We start from the raw sequence: 13,750 nt of genomic DNA, 5'->3' as shown, positions 1-13,750 counted from the left end.
TCATTCCGTGGGTGCGGGTTGATCCAGGATTGCGTTTATCGCCGCGCGAAGGTCGCGGCTTTCAGATACCGAGCTGTTCAGGCCGGTCAGATCTACGGGCTCTGCGATATCTGGGAGCCCAACCGGATCCGTCAGGCGCAGCATGTAGTTCGCAATGTCGGCATGGACGCCCCGCCCCGTCTCCGCCAATTCGGACCAGTTCCGTTCTCGCCAGGCTTGCTGCGCAGGATTTGGCACCTCCGACGGCTCACTCTCCGTCAAGGGGAGGATCAGAGGCTGTCTTGTATCGCGCAGAATATCAGCCGCGACAAAAAGGTCGGCCTCTCGCAGCACTGCAATCGCATTAAGCTGTGCGCGCCGTGCCTCTGATCCGACGGGCTGCCATTCGTTGCCGTAGCGGTAGGCGAGGATCACCAATGCAGCAATATCACCGACGGAAACGCGCTCTGCGATTAGATCGGTAAGCGCTTCATTGCGCGCTTCAGCGCCGTGGTTCGCGCTTGTGAGCATTTCGAGCGCGCGATCGATCTGACCAATTGCGGCATATCCGATCAAAGCCTCGCGCCACAATTCGTCTGAGGCACGTCCGGGGCCAGTTTCACGCAACAAGGCCTCTGCCGCGACCAATCGATCTGGTGATGGCAAAGTCCCGTTCATCCGATCGAACAACAATGCTCGCGCCATAACCGTTACCGGGTCTCCGCCATCGTCTCTCACGGCTTCCTCCAGGGCTATTCGCGTTTCATCCGGCGATCGGTCGGGGGCGATATCGATATCGATGTCGAGAATCCGCAGAACCGCCGCATCAAGGCGTCCACCACGATGCAATGCCTCACGCACATTGCGGGTTGCCGAAACCTCATCGTCGCTATGAAAACGCCGTGCGAGGGACGGTCCAATATGGTCGCGCAGCGAGGGGGGCAGCGCATGGAAGCCCCGCTGGACGGCATCAACCTCTTCTGGCAACAAATCTGGCTCCACCGCGTTGGCGAGGTACCGCCAGAGCAGTTCTCCGTCAGAACAATCCGATGGAACGGTTACGCTTGGAAAACCCGTGCGCTCAGCACCGTCCAGGAGCGCTGCCACGTAGCGAAGGTCGAGCGGCGCTTCGGGAATTTGATCCAACCAGAATATCGCTTCGGCGCCGAAACCGTAATAGATGTAGTGACGCGCGAGATCTTCGGCGATTGAAAGAACAAGATTGTCTCGCTCGTCGTAAAGCCCGTCCCTTAACTCGCCAAGATCCTGTTCAAATCCGGCTCCGGTGGCCCAGTCGCGTATGTTGAAGGTCGCACCGGTACATGATCCGGGCACCGCCCTCGTGGGCCGTGAAAGCTCAATATTCAGGCCGGCATCCAAGGCGCTTTCCGCACGGATCGGCAAAGGTCCTGTCGGAAACAGATCCGGCGTATCAGGGATGTTCTCCGCCATGTCCTCCGCGCCCGGTTCCTCAGGATTTGGCGCAAATTCAGGGATCTCAGTTGGCAAGGGCTCGGCGACCGGGTCGGCCACGGTAAGTGGCTGGTCGAGTGCGGCATCCAGCAAACCGGACGCCGCCGCACGCGCCAGCTGTTCCGCCATGATCTCTGCGGCTTCGGCAATGCGCGGATTGGGTATGTCTTGCCGAGGCAGATCCGCTGCTGTCGCGGTTTCAAGCGGCGCTGGCTCTTCTGCAACCGGCTGATCTGGGATCTGACCGGGATCGGACATTGCGATCTCTGGGTCAAAGCCTTGCACGGCACGTCCGGGCAGGAGCTGCGCAAGGTTTGGCAGTGCCGAAGCTGCCGCCGCGCGTTCTGCCGCGCGTGCCTCTTCGAGTTCGGCAGCCGGTGCATCGGGCTCCGGGTCGGCGATGTCGACAACCAAGAAACGCGTGTCATACCGAAAGGCGGTCACGGTGCAATTGCAGGCCAAAGATAGCGAAAGCCCATCCTCTGTCGTGACATCCGCGAGCCGGTTACGTTGAATTAAATTGAATATTTGCGACGTATCAAAACCGTCGACAGACGGCATCAATTCCAGCGCCCACTCAGTGTCGTCAATGCGCTGCAACGACCAATCGCGATTTCCACCGATCGGCAAGACCAGCCGGGTGAACCCGGCGTGATCCCCCGATTGTATTGGAATCGTCTGGGCCAAACCTGGCCCGCCCAGACATATCCCGATCGCGATGCCCAACGTGAGTGCGCGCATGGCTACGCCACTTGTTTGAGGTCGCGCAGCGCCTCTTCCAGATCGTTGAAGCCCGGCCGCACATGATGGGGGGCGTTTTGCCGACCGACCTCGATACAAATGTTCGTTGCATGGTTGTGCAGATTGGCGATGAGCACTTCGCGGATCATCAAGTAAAACTGATGATCTTCTTCGATGACACCCTGCATCTTTGATGCGAACGGCCCCACGAACCCATAGGCCAAGAACACGCCCAGAAAGGTGCCGACAAGCGCGCCGCCGATCAATCCGCCGAGCACTTCAGGTGGTTGGTCAATCGAAGCCATTGTCTTGATCACACCCAGAACGGCCGCAACGATCCCCAGCGCTGGCAAACCATCCGCCATTGTTTGTGTCGCGTGGCTTGCATGCATCGCGTGATGCAGATTGTGTTCAAGCCGTTTGTCGAGCACCTCTTCGACTTGATGCGGGTCATTGTAGTTCATGGCTGCTGAGCGCATCGTATCGCAGATCAGTTCGACCGCTTCGTGATCGGCGAGTATTTTGGGATAGCGCCCAAAGATATCCGACCCTTCGGGGTTCTCGATATGTTCTTCCACTGCGACTGCGTTTTGCCGCTGTAATCGTATTAGTTCGAAAAGCAGGCAAAGAAGGTCGCGATAATCCTCATCCTTCCATTGCGGGCCTTTAAAGACCTTCCCCAGGCCCTTTAGTGTACCTTTGATCGTGCCTTTATCGTTTGAAATCAGAAAGGCGCCGATCGCAGCACCGCAGATCATCATCATCTCAAAAGGCAATGCCTTGATGATGATCCCGAATTTTCCGCCGGCGAGCTTATAGCCCCCGAAGACCATTCCTAGGACGACAACAATTCCAACAATTCCAAGCATAGCGGGTTCTCCTGCGGTGCTCTCATCAGTGATGCTAAAAATTTAAGATTCGGTATCCGCGTCACTCGGTTCGGACGGTTCTTCGATTGTCGGTGCCGTAGCATTGCGCGTGGCGATGACGATCGACACGGCATAGGCATCCTCCGGCTCCATTTCCGACATGATCGCCGCGCTGGCCTCAGGGCTCATGCGCGATAGAAACCCGGCGGCGAAGCTGGGCGCCATCTGTGCAAACAAAGCGGCGGCTTCTTCGGGCGGCATCGTCACATAGACATCCGTTAACCGCGCCAAGTCGTTTTCGGCGGCTTGATCAGAAATCTGGATCAGCCCTTCAAGCCGTGTTTCGGCCGCCTCCAGCTCGGCCAGCTGTGCCTCAACCAAGGCTTGCGCCGCTTGCACGGCCCGTTCGCGATTATCCAACTCGGTCTCACGCGCGGCCAAACGATCACGCAGGGCGGTGACTTCGTCGAGGGCTGCGCGGATTGGCGCCGTAGGCCCTACGACTGACCCCATCGGCGCCGGGTCGGAGGCCTCCGCCGCTGGCACAAAGTCGAAATCCATGTTGCCGACGCGCAAGACGACGGATACCGCGAACAATGCGCCCAGCAGCGCCAGTAATCCGCCACGCCGCCAGCGTTTTGGGGTCGTTGAAAGTGCCATCTTCTACCCCGATTGACCGGCACGCCGACGGAACAAGGGTTGAACCTTGTCATCGGATGGCTCTGGCTGACGTTCCGCGCGCCTTGATCCAAAAACCGGCTCAGCCGTATCGGTGTCGTCTTCCGATCGGGGCGGCTCTTGCTCGGCCATTTCCTCGATCTCAGATGGCTCGGGATCGTCAGTGCTTTGGACAGTGATCGCTTCTTCCGCAAAGTCATGGCAGGCGGCGATCATCATCTCCAGCTCGGACGAGATCTCGCGGGCCTGATGTACAAGGTCGTGGAGCTGTTGACCGGCGCCATCCGACCCTGCCTTGGCTTCTTTGAGGGCCGCTTTCATCTCGTCGACCTGGCTCGACATTACCGCGATGGCGCTGCCCAACCCTTTGTCAAAACTGGTTAATCGCGACAATCGCCGAGAAAGGATCATGCAGTAGACCATAGCGCCGAGGCTGGCGAAGATCACAATGGCATCGGCGCCATAGGTCATCAAAATGTTCATTCAGTTCACCACGAATTGCGTTACGAGAAGATCACGAACCCGGCCTGTGCCCGTGACGACCTGGATGCGCCGCAGCATCTGTGCGCGCAGCCGGGCCAGGCTGGTGGGTTCGCTTAACTCTGCGATGGAGATCACGCGGAGATAGGAGTTCAAAACATCCAAAACCCGCGGCGACAGCTCGGTCACCTCTTCCATGTATTCCGGGCGCACCTCCAATGCGGCGGTAAAGATCAAATTGCGATTCGATCCTTCGGCGCCAAGGGTGATGACCAGGGTTTCCAGTTCGACAAAAGCGACATCGACGGAGCTGCCGCTGGCTTCATATGCGTCATATTCAGCCGTGTCTTCAGGCGCCTCTGCGGCAGGCGCGGCGGCCAAAGGGCCAGAGGTCACGGCCCAGAATCCGCCCCCACCGCCTGCCGCGGCCAGAATTACTCCGAGAACAAGCGGCACGAGTAGGCCCTTCTTCTTGGGCGCCTCTTCAAGCTCTGCGTTTTCGTCCATGTCGCTCACGATCTAGTTCCGTTCTTCATCGTTTTAGCGCCAAGGCACTAACCGATTGTTAAGCCTGAGCGGTCTAAGACCGAGGCAACGGACCAGAATGGAACGAAAGGTGACGCGGTGAATACGCTGCTCGAAACGTGGAACGGGATGGATGGCCGCCGACGCGGCATGCTCATCGGGGGGATTGCGGCCTTGGCCGTAGTTCTGATGATCCTGACAAGGATTGCATCGCAACCCTCATACGCACTTCTCTATAGTGGGCTGGATGCCGCCGCCGCCGGTGAGGTGGTTGAGGCGATATCGGCGCGCGGGATCGCCCACCGTGTCGAAGGGGATACGATCCTTGTCGATGCGGCCGAACGCGACGCGCTGAGGATGGCACTTGCTGGTGAAGGGCTGCCGGCCAATGGCCCCCAGGGCTATGAATTGTTGGACAATCTGTCTGGTTTCGGCACCACCTCGCAGATGTTCGATGCCGCTTATTGGCGGGCCAAAGAAGGTGAGCTTGCGCGGACCGTCCTGGCCTCACCCGCTATCCGTGCTGCGCGGGTGCATATCGCCAATCCGTCTTCCGACCCTTTTCAGCCCATGCAGGATGTTACTGCCTCCGTTGCCATTCGGCCCGCAGCAGGCGGTCTCGCGCCCGGTCACGCGCAAGCGCTCCGCTATCTTGTAGCGTCGTCTGTGCCTGGTCTTAGCCCCGACAACGTCGCCGTTATTGACGCCGATTCGGGGCAAGTCCTGGGCGCGCGTGAGCAGATGACACCGGCGGCGGATGCCGCCAGCCGGTCTGATCAACTGCGCCAAAACATCGAACGCCTTCTGGCGGCGCGGGTTGGTCCTGGCAATGCGGTGGTTCAAGTCGCGGTTGAGCTTGAGACTGCCCGTGAAACGATCCTCGAACGCGTGATCGATCCAAGCAGCCGGGTGGTTATCGAAACCGAAAGCGAAGAAATGGACAATGCGTCCCAGGATGCTGCGGGCGCTGGCGTTACCGTGGCGTCCAATCTGCCCGACGGAGACGCTGCTGCCGGTGAGGGATCGTCTGCAACCACAACCGAGACGCGCGAACGCATCAGCTACGACATGTCCGAGCTTCAGCGCGAAGTAGAGCGTGAACCGGGCGACGTGCGTCGGATCACCGTAGCCGTTTTGGTGAACGGAGTCGAAACCGTCGGCGCCAATGGGCAAGTCACGACCGAGCCGCGCTCTGATGCGGAAATGGAGGCGTTAACGGATCTCGTGCGCTCTGCCGTTGGCTACGATGCCGAGCGCGGGGATCTGGTCACGCTTCAATCCATGGCGTTCGACGAATCGGCGATCACCGGTCTGGCGGAACCCGGCGCCTTGGATCGCCTGAACTTGGATGTGGGCCAGATCATCCAGACCGTGGTCCTTGCCGCTGTCGCACTGGCAATCGCTTTTGGCCTGTTGCGTCCTTTGCTGGCAGCAAATGCGGCCAACGGCACAAGCGCCCTCGCGGCCCCGTCGGCGGCGCCCGGGCTGCCATCTCCGTCTGGCGGTGGAGTCGAAAACGGTATGCTGGAAATGGGCACTGCCACTGATTTTCCGTCGACAGGTGACGAGCCTGCACAGCTTCCCGATCTTGGCACCGCCACGGGAGGCGCTGCAGGATCGCAGATTGGATCTGCCTTTGACGACGCGCTCCCGATGATGATGTCGGGCGCGATGTCCAACGAGGATGCCCAATCCTTACAAGATATGGACCCGGTTGATCGCCTGCGTCGACTGATTGAAGAACGTGAAGATGAAACCGTCCAAATCCTGCGGAGCTGGATGGATGATGATGAGGAGGCAGCGCGTTGACCCGCACGCTCTCCTTACCGGATTTTGCCCAAGCTGGGCAGAACATGACGGCGTTGACCCAACCGGTTCAAACGCCACATTCGGGGGCCACCGAAGAAGATACGCTTGCCGCCTTTGATCGCGGCTACAAAAGCGGTTGGGACGATTGTGCCGTTGCCGAAGAGCAAGAACGTGGTGCCGTCGGTGCAGATCTGGCGCGAACGGTTGCAGATGCGACATTGACCTATGAAGCCGCCCGCCGGGACGTTTTGATCGCGCTCGGCCCGCTCTTCGAACAGATCGTCTCGACATTGTTGCCGTCAATGGCTGCCGAGGCCGTCGCGCCCGCCGTCATTGCCGAGATGACCGCTCTGGCCGAGGGGCAGACGGACAGCCAGGTCGAAGTGCGGGCCGCTCCATCGATTTGCGCAAAGCTTCAGCGCATCATCGAAAAACAGGCAATGGCAGATCTGGTGATCCGACCCGAACCCGCCTTTGCCGAAGGGCAGGTTTCGCTGCGCCTGGGTCAGGAGCGGCGCGATATCGACATGGCCGATACCGTGGACCGGATCTCGCAAGCCATCTCACTCTTTCACGATCAACTCTCAGACGCCTCAGGCGCCCAGAATGATCTTAACTAAGGAATTGTCACATGTCTGATGCAGCCGTTGCATCGGGGCGCGCCGCAGCGTTCCAGAATGTACCGATCGAAATCCGAGTCTGCGTTGGCAAGGCTCGGCCCCGCCTCGCCGATATGCTGGCGATGGATCCCGAAACTGTCATCCCGTTGGATAGTCGGATCGAGGACAAGGTGACCCTTTGGGTCGGAGACAAATTAATCGCTGAAGGTGAACTGGTTGAGCTTGAAGGCGAACAGGCGGGGCAATTGGCTGTGCGGGTCACTGATCTTCCGGACCGGGGCGATGCAGCGGAGTAGCTGCCTTGCTTTCGCGGCGATCTTTGGCGCCCTGCTTCTGACGCCGTCTTTCGCGGCAGCGCAGGAAATCTCGGTCGACCTTGGCGATGGCGGAAGCCTCACCGCGCGATCTTTGCAGTTGATCGCGTTGATCACGGTGCTGAGTTTGGCGCCCGGCCTCGCGGTCATGGTGACTTGCTTTCCATTCGTGGTCACCGTGTTGTCCATTTTGCGGCAAGCGATCGGCCTCCAACAATCGCCGCCCAACATGCTGATCGTGAGCTTGGCATTGTTTCTGACCTATTTCGTCATGGCGCCCGTTTTTGAAGAGGCCTACCTCACCGGCATTGTGCCGTTGCTGGATGGGGATCTGACTGTCGAGACGGCGATGCCGGTCATATATGAACCGTTCAGGGGCTTTATGATGAACCGGGTGGACCAATCCACTCTTGTCAGCCTGGCAGAGCTGCGACCGAACACCAATGCGGCCGATCCTGACGCATCTGTTTTGATCCCTGCCTTTATGCTCAGCGAGGTCGAGCGCGCCTTTCAGATTGGGTTTCTGATCTTCCTGCCGTTTCTTGTGATTGATCTGGTTGTCGCTGCGATCCTCATGTCGATGGGCATGATGATGGTGCCACCGGCCATCGTATCGCTGCCCTTCAAATTGGCCTTCTTTGTCGTCGCTGATGGTTGGGCGCTGATCACCGGCGCCTTGGTGCGCAGTTACTTCTAGTTCACCCCGAAAAGGAGAATCCCTTGTCAACTGACCCTGATCCCAATTCAGAGCCAAATCGGCCGCGTGGCCGGGCTGAAAAGCTGAGCCTGTTGACCGCTATGTTAGGCCCGGATGCGATGGAGAGGATTCGCAAACGACAGCCGGATCTTGCAGGTGCAATTGCCGACAATGCCGACGCCGTGGACCCTGACCGGGCCGCTTGGCATCGCAACAAGCTGCTCGAGCGTCTTCGTGCCCATGCCGATCTCAAGAAGCAGCCTGCACAGCAATTGCGCAATGGTACTCAATCACATATGAAGACCCCCGAGACTAGTGAGGCTTTGCGCGCCGAGGCGCTGGACAAACGGATTTCGGGCTTGGCGTCGCAATCGCCGCTACAGAATGAGCATCCGGCTGTGATTGCACGGGTTCTAAGTGGGATGTCCCGACTCGAACGGGTTGAAACGCTTAAGACGCTGCCTGGCCCGATGGCGCGGTCGATCATCCGACGTCTTCGGTAGATTTGGATTCGCAATAGCTAAAAAGGCCGCTCAACACGCTGAGCGGCCTTTTTCATTTGATCAAAGCTGAACCATCTTACCGAACAATCAGCTCAGCATGCAGTGCACCAGCAGCCTCGATGCTGGACAAGATATCGATCATGTCACGCGGCGAAACACCCAGTGCGTTTAACGCACCGACAACCTCAGATAGTGATGTCCCGCCGGACACCTCCGCCAATTGCGTGCCTGGTTCTTCTATCAGATCTGCGTCGGTGCGAGGCAACACCACGGTTTCGCCCTCCGCAAATGGATTTGGCTGCACAGCAACCGGCCGTTCCTCGATACGAAGCGTCAGGTTTCCCTGTGCTACGGCGACCCTGCTGATCCGAACATCCTCACCCATCACAATTGTGCCTGAGCGCTGATCCACAACCACCCTGGCGCGCGTTTCGGGCTCTACCAGGATGTTTTCTACCAGAGTGATGGCGTGGGCCGGCGACGCGGTTCGTGTCCGATCAATGTCGAGCAGCACAGTGCCAGCGTCGAGCATCGCGGCGACGCTTCGACCGAATTCGCGATTGATCGCAGTTTCTATGCGGGCGGCAGTGGTAAAATCTGGCGTGCGGAGCGCCAAGCGCACCTGATCCATCTGCCTGAAGTCAAAGTCCACTTCGCGTTCAACCCGAGCGCCCGTTGGAATAACGCCTGCTGTGGGAACCCCGGTTACGACTTCAGCACCATCGCCAGCCGCGACAGCACCACCCGCAATCACAGCACCTTGCGCCACGGCGTAGATCTCACCATCGGCAGCGGTCAACGGTGTCATGACCAGCGTTCCACCCAAAAGACTGTCAGAATCGCCAATCGCAGAGACTGTTACGTCGATCTGCCCACCCTGTCGTGCGAAGGGCGGCAAGGTCGCGGTCACAATCACTGCAGCTACATTTTGCGGTCGGAATTGCTCTCCGGTGACGTTGACGCCAAGCCGTTCGAGTATGTTTACCATAATTTCTTCGGTAAAAGGTGCATTCCGAAGGCCATCGCCTGTTCCATTCAGACCAACGACCAATCCATAGCCGACAAGATCGTTGCCGCGGACACCATCGAATTCGACCAGATCTTTGATCCGGATAGGTGTCGCCAGCGCAGCGGTTGCTGCGACGGAAATGAGCGCAACAACAAAGGTGAAAATTCTGATCACCGAAGAAACTCCGTTAAGCTAAGGCGCGAAACGCGCGCGGTCACGATGTAGAGGCTCTCCAGACGATTGGATGTGGCCTCCAACTCGGTGGCAGTATCATACGGGTCGGCTTCGACGATCCGATTGTATTGCAATTGAAGGCTGGTGCGCGCCGCTTCTGCGGCTACGCGCGCCTCTTCTATACGTGCTTCTTCGGTGCCGAGACGCGCCCTCAACGACACGATATTGGTTTCTGCTTCCAGCAAGCCATTTGCCGCTGACGTCGCCAAGGCGCGTTGCTCGGCTTCTGGCAATGGTACGACCTGTTCTTCTGCCAATGCCGCAAGTGCAAGACCCGCCAAGGTCTGACGAATGGCAGGCTCCAGCGCAGACACACCCGTCTCGGCAGTCTTGCCTTCACCGACGAGAACGGAGGGTACGGGACCGTCGCCGCCCTGCCATGCGATCGTTTCGTAGCCGCCTCCGGCATCCTCGAACCACGCCGTTACATCGGCGGTGATCGTCGCGGCATCGGTGGCACCGGCGACCAATGTCCGTAGTTCGGTCATGATTGTCTCGCTTGAGATCAGCGCATTCTGGTCGGGACGGTCGGCAGAAAAGATACTCCGCCCGGCAAGGCGTGTGTTTAGCGAGTTCACCGCGGCGTCGAAGCGTCCACTGGCATCGGCCAGTTGGGTCTGAATATCAGACAGGCTTCCGCCGCTGGCCAGCGAAAGAAGACGGGGAGCAAAGCCGTCGATCTCATTTGAAAGCCGTTCCAACCCAGCTTGACGAGTCTCAGCTGCCGTGGCGGCCTCAGCGATCGAGTTTCGGAATGTCTGGTTCAGTCGAAGATTGCGCGTGACATCGGACAATGTGGAAAAATCGCCACGGAGAGCCTGACTTACATCCGCCACTTTACCAGAAGACAACTCGCTGGTGAGCCGAGACAGATCCGCTTTCAGTTGCGAACTATCGCGACGCAGATTCTGCAATTGGGCGAGATCGCTAAAGGTACTCAAAGTCATGCCGCAATCCTCAACAATTCAGTCATCATTTCGTCTGCGACTGTGATGACCCGGGCATTTGCGGCAAACATCTGTTCGATCTTAAGAAGGCGTTGTAGCTCATCATCAGTATCAACGCCCTGGGCGAGTTCACTGGTTTCAAGAGCGGAAAACCTGGCAGAGGCTGAGGTTAGTCCGGTTTCTGCATTGGCGCGTTGAAAGCCGGTGATCGAGAGGTTCTCCGTTAAAATCCCGGTCATCGTGCGGGAGCCGATGGAAAAGGCAGCAGATGTGGTGGTTTGGGCAACCGATAACGTATCGACCATGGCTGATAGTAGGGCAGAATTCCCGCTTGGGCCTTCTGCCGTTGCGCCAAACCCATCGCGCAGGCGCCAGACATCGCCCCCGAGACTTTCGTCCACCAACGCATTCACGGATAGTCTAGCGGCTAGCCCGATTTCGTTGGCAGCGGAAACCTGCGATGGCCCATCTGTGAACAAACCGGGATTACCGGGCGCAATTGTCGTGTCGAGACCAGCTCGGTCAAAACGTTCCGCCAAGTCCATTGCGATTGCGTCGAGACGGCCTTGAGCCTCCGGGGCCCAGGTGTCGCGGAGATCGAACATGGCTTGAAGGCCGCCGCCGGCAAAGGTTGGCGATGCGCCGCCCATCCGAAGATCGCGCCCATTGATCGAAATGCCGGATAGATCGCCATCGCTGTAATCCTGAAACGGGTCCATGGCGTTCGACGGCGTGAATTCCAATGTCGCCGCGCGCGAGCTAAGAAGCATCACCCCTTCTTCGCTGAACAGGCGCAATGCACCTGTTTCTTCGCGGCGGGCCTGTATCGGAATGAAGGGCGCGATCTGATCGACAAGGCGTGTTTGCGCGTCCAAAAGTGATGCCATATCGCCAGACGATGCTTGGGCTGACAGAATGTCGACGTTGAGATCTTCCAGGCTTTTCAGCGCACCATTGATCATATCCACAGTTCGACCAATCGCAGCATCGGCGTTTAGACGCTCGTCTTGGACAGCGTTCGACACATTGTTCAGATTGGTCGCGACAGATTTTGCCTGCGCGACGGCGTTGCTCAACAGTGAATTGTTCCAAGGTGCATTGGTTGCGCTGACCAGGCTTGCCTCGAATTCCGCAAATCGCGCTGACAGGCTGCCCGCGCTGTCCGGCGTTCCGATCAGTTGCTCTAGTCGCAACATGAAATCGGCCTCGCTTTGCTGCGCCGCCATATTGGCCTCGGCAACGCGGCGTTGACCGGTGATGACAGGATCCGTCTGCCGGACCACACCATTGACGCGGACCCCGGCACCGTCATTGCCGATCATCCGGGTCGAAAGGTCGAGCCGTCTTGTGCTGTAGCCGTCGGTGGTTGCATTGGCGATGTTCGATGAAACGACATCGGCTGCGCGCGACGCGGCCGTCAGGCCCGAAAGCGCACTCGACAAAGTTGAACTGATGCTCATGGGGACCTCTCACGCCGTCCGATCATCCGCTGCAATCAGCGGATGATGTTGGTGGTTTCCTGCAACATCTCATCCACGGTCTGGATGATCTTTGCGTTAGATGAATAAGCGCGTTGCGTCTGGATCAATTGGGTCAGCTCCGCGGCCACATCGGTGGCGGATTCCTCGAGCGCGAATGAGACAATGTCACCCGTCGGACCGTCGCCCGCATCCCATAGGAAGAACGTGCCGCTTTCGGCCGAGGTCGAGTACAGTTGGTTGTCATTCGCGATCAGACCGTTCGGATTGGGCAGATCGATCAACGGGATCTGGTACACGGTTCGGGTAATGCCGACATCGAAATTCGCGGAGACAAACCCGTTTGCGTCGACCTCAACGGAGACAAGATTGCCTACCGGCGAGCCGTCCTTTGAGATCGCGGTCGGTGCAAAGTTGTCCGACAATTGCGAGAGCCCCGATCCACGCTGTCCCGGTTCGCCGATATCGATCGTGATCTGGCCGGTACCATCCCCGACGCTGACCGTAAACTCGCCGGTCGCCGGGTTGTATGTTCCGCCGGGATTGCCTGCTGCATCCGTAACGGTGGCGATGGTGCCGCCGGTTGCGGAGCTGGAGCTGAAGGTCACGATGTACTCGCCAATGACATTGTTGCCAGCGGGTACATTCGGCGTGGCGCTGTCCTCCAATCGCATGGTCCATTGGTTGGACGCCGTGCTAGAGGGCGGAGTCAGCGTTGCTGGATCCGCGGGTTCGAAGTAAAATTCGACCGATTGCGATGTGCCGAGATTATCGAAATACTCGACCGACAGCAGGCGTTCTTCATAATTGGCCAAGCCCGGCGCCGTGTCGGTTGCCGGAAGGTTCACGCCAAGACTGATGCTGGTGGTCGGTTCAGATGTGAACTGGTTTACGTTCACGCGGACCGGTTCCAGGCCCGCGCCGGTATCGCGTGGAAAGCTAGGGATTGTACCGTCGGCATTTGCAGGCCATCCCATCAGGGTCACGCCGGTCGGCGTGCGTAGAAACCCGTCGGCATCGGTCCGAAACGACCCGGTTGTCGCCAAAAACAGCGGCAAATCACCGTCGAGCGCGTTTACCGCCGCCCCGGTTGTAACCGGAAGAAATCCGCGCCCGCGCACGGCCAAATCCGTTGGATTATTGGTCGTTGCAAGGGCGCCCGGCTGGTCGATCATGCGCTGAGTGGTGACCCGTACGCCGCCGGCAGAGTAAATTCCGCTGCCAGATTCGATGACCATCGAGGCGAAATCCGCGACCGCGCGCTTGTAGCCGTTTGTACCGGAATTTGCGATGTTGTCGGCGATGGTTGCCAGTCGGCTGGCATTCACGGACAAGCCAGCGACACCTGCGTTGAGGGAGGATGAAATTGTCATACTATGCGCCTTTCTGATGCA

General features: G+C 58.7%; 14 protein-coding genes. 5 read left to right on the top strand and 9 right to left on the bottom strand.

Annotated elements, in window-relative coordinates:
* Genes V8J82_RS07140 through V8J82_RS07120 form a run of 5 tightly spaced genes read right to left on the bottom strand, consistent with a single transcriptional unit; the run spans window position 1 to window position 4,727 of the window.
* Window positions 1-2,193, bottom strand: coding sequence for a hypothetical protein (locus tag V8J82_RS07140; RefSeq protein ID WP_339973624.1), 2,193 nt, complete (start codon window positions 2,191-2,193; stop codon window positions 1-3).
* Between the two features lie 2 nt (window positions 2,194-2,195).
* Window positions 2,196-3,062, bottom strand: coding sequence for a flagellar motor stator protein MotA (motA, locus tag V8J82_RS07135; protein ID WP_339973621.1), 867 nt, complete (start codon window positions 3,060-3,062; stop codon window positions 2,196-2,198).
* A 42-nt stretch (window positions 3,063-3,104) separates the two neighbouring features.
* Window positions 3,105-3,722, bottom strand: a complete 618-nt coding sequence (locus V8J82_RS07130) for a MotE family protein (protein WP_339973619.1) — start codon at window positions 3,720-3,722, stop codon at window positions 3,105-3,107.
* A gap of 3 nt (window positions 3,723-3,725) precedes the next feature.
* Window positions 3,726-4,223 (bottom strand): DUF6468 domain-containing protein, encoded by a 498-nt coding sequence (locus V8J82_RS07125; protein WP_339973617.1) that lies wholly within the window; start codon window positions 4,221-4,223, stop codon window positions 3,726-3,728.
* Window positions 4,224-4,727, bottom strand: a complete 504-nt coding sequence (locus V8J82_RS07120) for a flagellar basal body-associated FliL family protein (RefSeq protein WP_339974550.1) — start codon at window positions 4,725-4,727, stop codon at window positions 4,224-4,226.
* A 117-nt stretch (window positions 4,728-4,844) separates the two neighbouring features.
* Between V8J82_RS07120 and fliF the strand changes: the two genes are divergently transcribed.
* The 5 genes from fliF to V8J82_RS07095 are packed head-to-tail and all read left to right on the top strand — an operon-like array spanning window position 4,845 to window position 8,688.
* Window positions 4,845-6,554, top strand: a complete 1,710-nt coding sequence (gene fliF, locus V8J82_RS07115; RefSeq protein ID WP_339973615.1) for a flagellar basal-body MS-ring/collar protein FliF — start codon at window positions 4,845-4,847, stop codon at window positions 6,552-6,554.
* Window positions 6,551-7,174, top strand: coding sequence for a hypothetical protein (locus V8J82_RS07110; RefSeq protein ID WP_339973613.1), 624 nt, complete (start codon window positions 6,551-6,553; stop codon window positions 7,172-7,174). Before fliF ends, V8J82_RS07110 begins: the two co-directional genes overlap by 4 nt.
* An 11-nt stretch (window positions 7,175-7,185) precedes the next feature.
* Window positions 7,186-7,470 carry a FliM/FliN family flagellar motor switch protein gene (locus tag V8J82_RS07105; RefSeq protein WP_339973611.1) on the top strand — a complete coding sequence of 95 codons (285 nt, stop codon included), beginning with the start codon at window positions 7,186-7,188 and terminating at the stop codon, window positions 7,468-7,470.
* Window positions 7,457-8,185: a flagellar type III secretion system pore protein FliP gene (gene fliP / locus V8J82_RS07100; RefSeq protein WP_339973609.1), complete on the top strand. Its 729-nt coding sequence runs from the start codon at window positions 7,457-7,459 to the stop codon at window positions 8,183-8,185. Before V8J82_RS07105 ends, fliP begins: the two co-directional genes overlap by 14 nt.
* 23 nt (window positions 8,186-8,208) lie before the next feature.
* Complete coding sequence (locus tag V8J82_RS07095) at window positions 8,209-8,688, top strand: hypothetical protein (RefSeq protein ID WP_339973607.1); 480 nt, start codon at window positions 8,209-8,211, stop codon at window positions 8,686-8,688.
* Window positions 8,689-8,764: 76 nt separating this feature from the next.
* Here V8J82_RS07095 and V8J82_RS07090 read toward each other — a convergent pair whose 3' ends face one another.
* The 4 genes from V8J82_RS07090 to V8J82_RS07075 are packed head-to-tail and all read right to left on the bottom strand — an operon-like array spanning window position 8,765 to window position 13,729.
* A complete protein-coding gene (locus tag V8J82_RS07090) occupies window positions 8,765-9,871 on the bottom strand; it encodes a flagellar basal body P-ring protein FlgI (RefSeq protein WP_339973605.1) in 1,107 nt (368 codons plus the stop codon).
* Entirely contained in the window at window positions 9,868-10,878 is a 1,011-nt protein-coding gene (locus V8J82_RS07085; RefSeq protein ID WP_339973601.1) for a flagellin, read from the bottom strand. The genes V8J82_RS07090 and V8J82_RS07085 overlap by 4 nt, the downstream gene beginning before the upstream one ends.
* Window positions 10,875-12,338: a flagellar hook-associated protein FlgK gene (flgK, locus tag V8J82_RS07080; RefSeq protein ID WP_339973599.1), complete on the bottom strand. Its 1,464-nt coding sequence runs from the start codon at window positions 12,336-12,338 to the stop codon at window positions 10,875-10,877. The genes V8J82_RS07085 and flgK overlap by 4 nt, the downstream gene beginning before the upstream one ends.
* A 35-nt stretch (window positions 12,339-12,373) precedes the next feature.
* Window positions 12,374-13,729 (bottom strand): flagellar hook protein FlgE, encoded by a 1,356-nt coding sequence (locus tag V8J82_RS07075; protein WP_339973596.1) that lies wholly within the window; start codon window positions 13,727-13,729, stop codon window positions 12,374-12,376.
* Window positions 13,730-13,750: the final 21 nt, after the last annotated feature.

This window comes from Gymnodinialimonas mytili, assembly GCF_037544085.1.
In the GTDB taxonomy this organism is placed as follows: Bacteria; Pseudomonadota; Alphaproteobacteria; order Rhodobacterales; family Rhodobacteraceae; genus Gymnodinialimonas; species Gymnodinialimonas mytili.
Note: the sequence above shows the minus strand (reverse complement) of the source record. Positions and strands in the feature narration are given on the sequence as shown.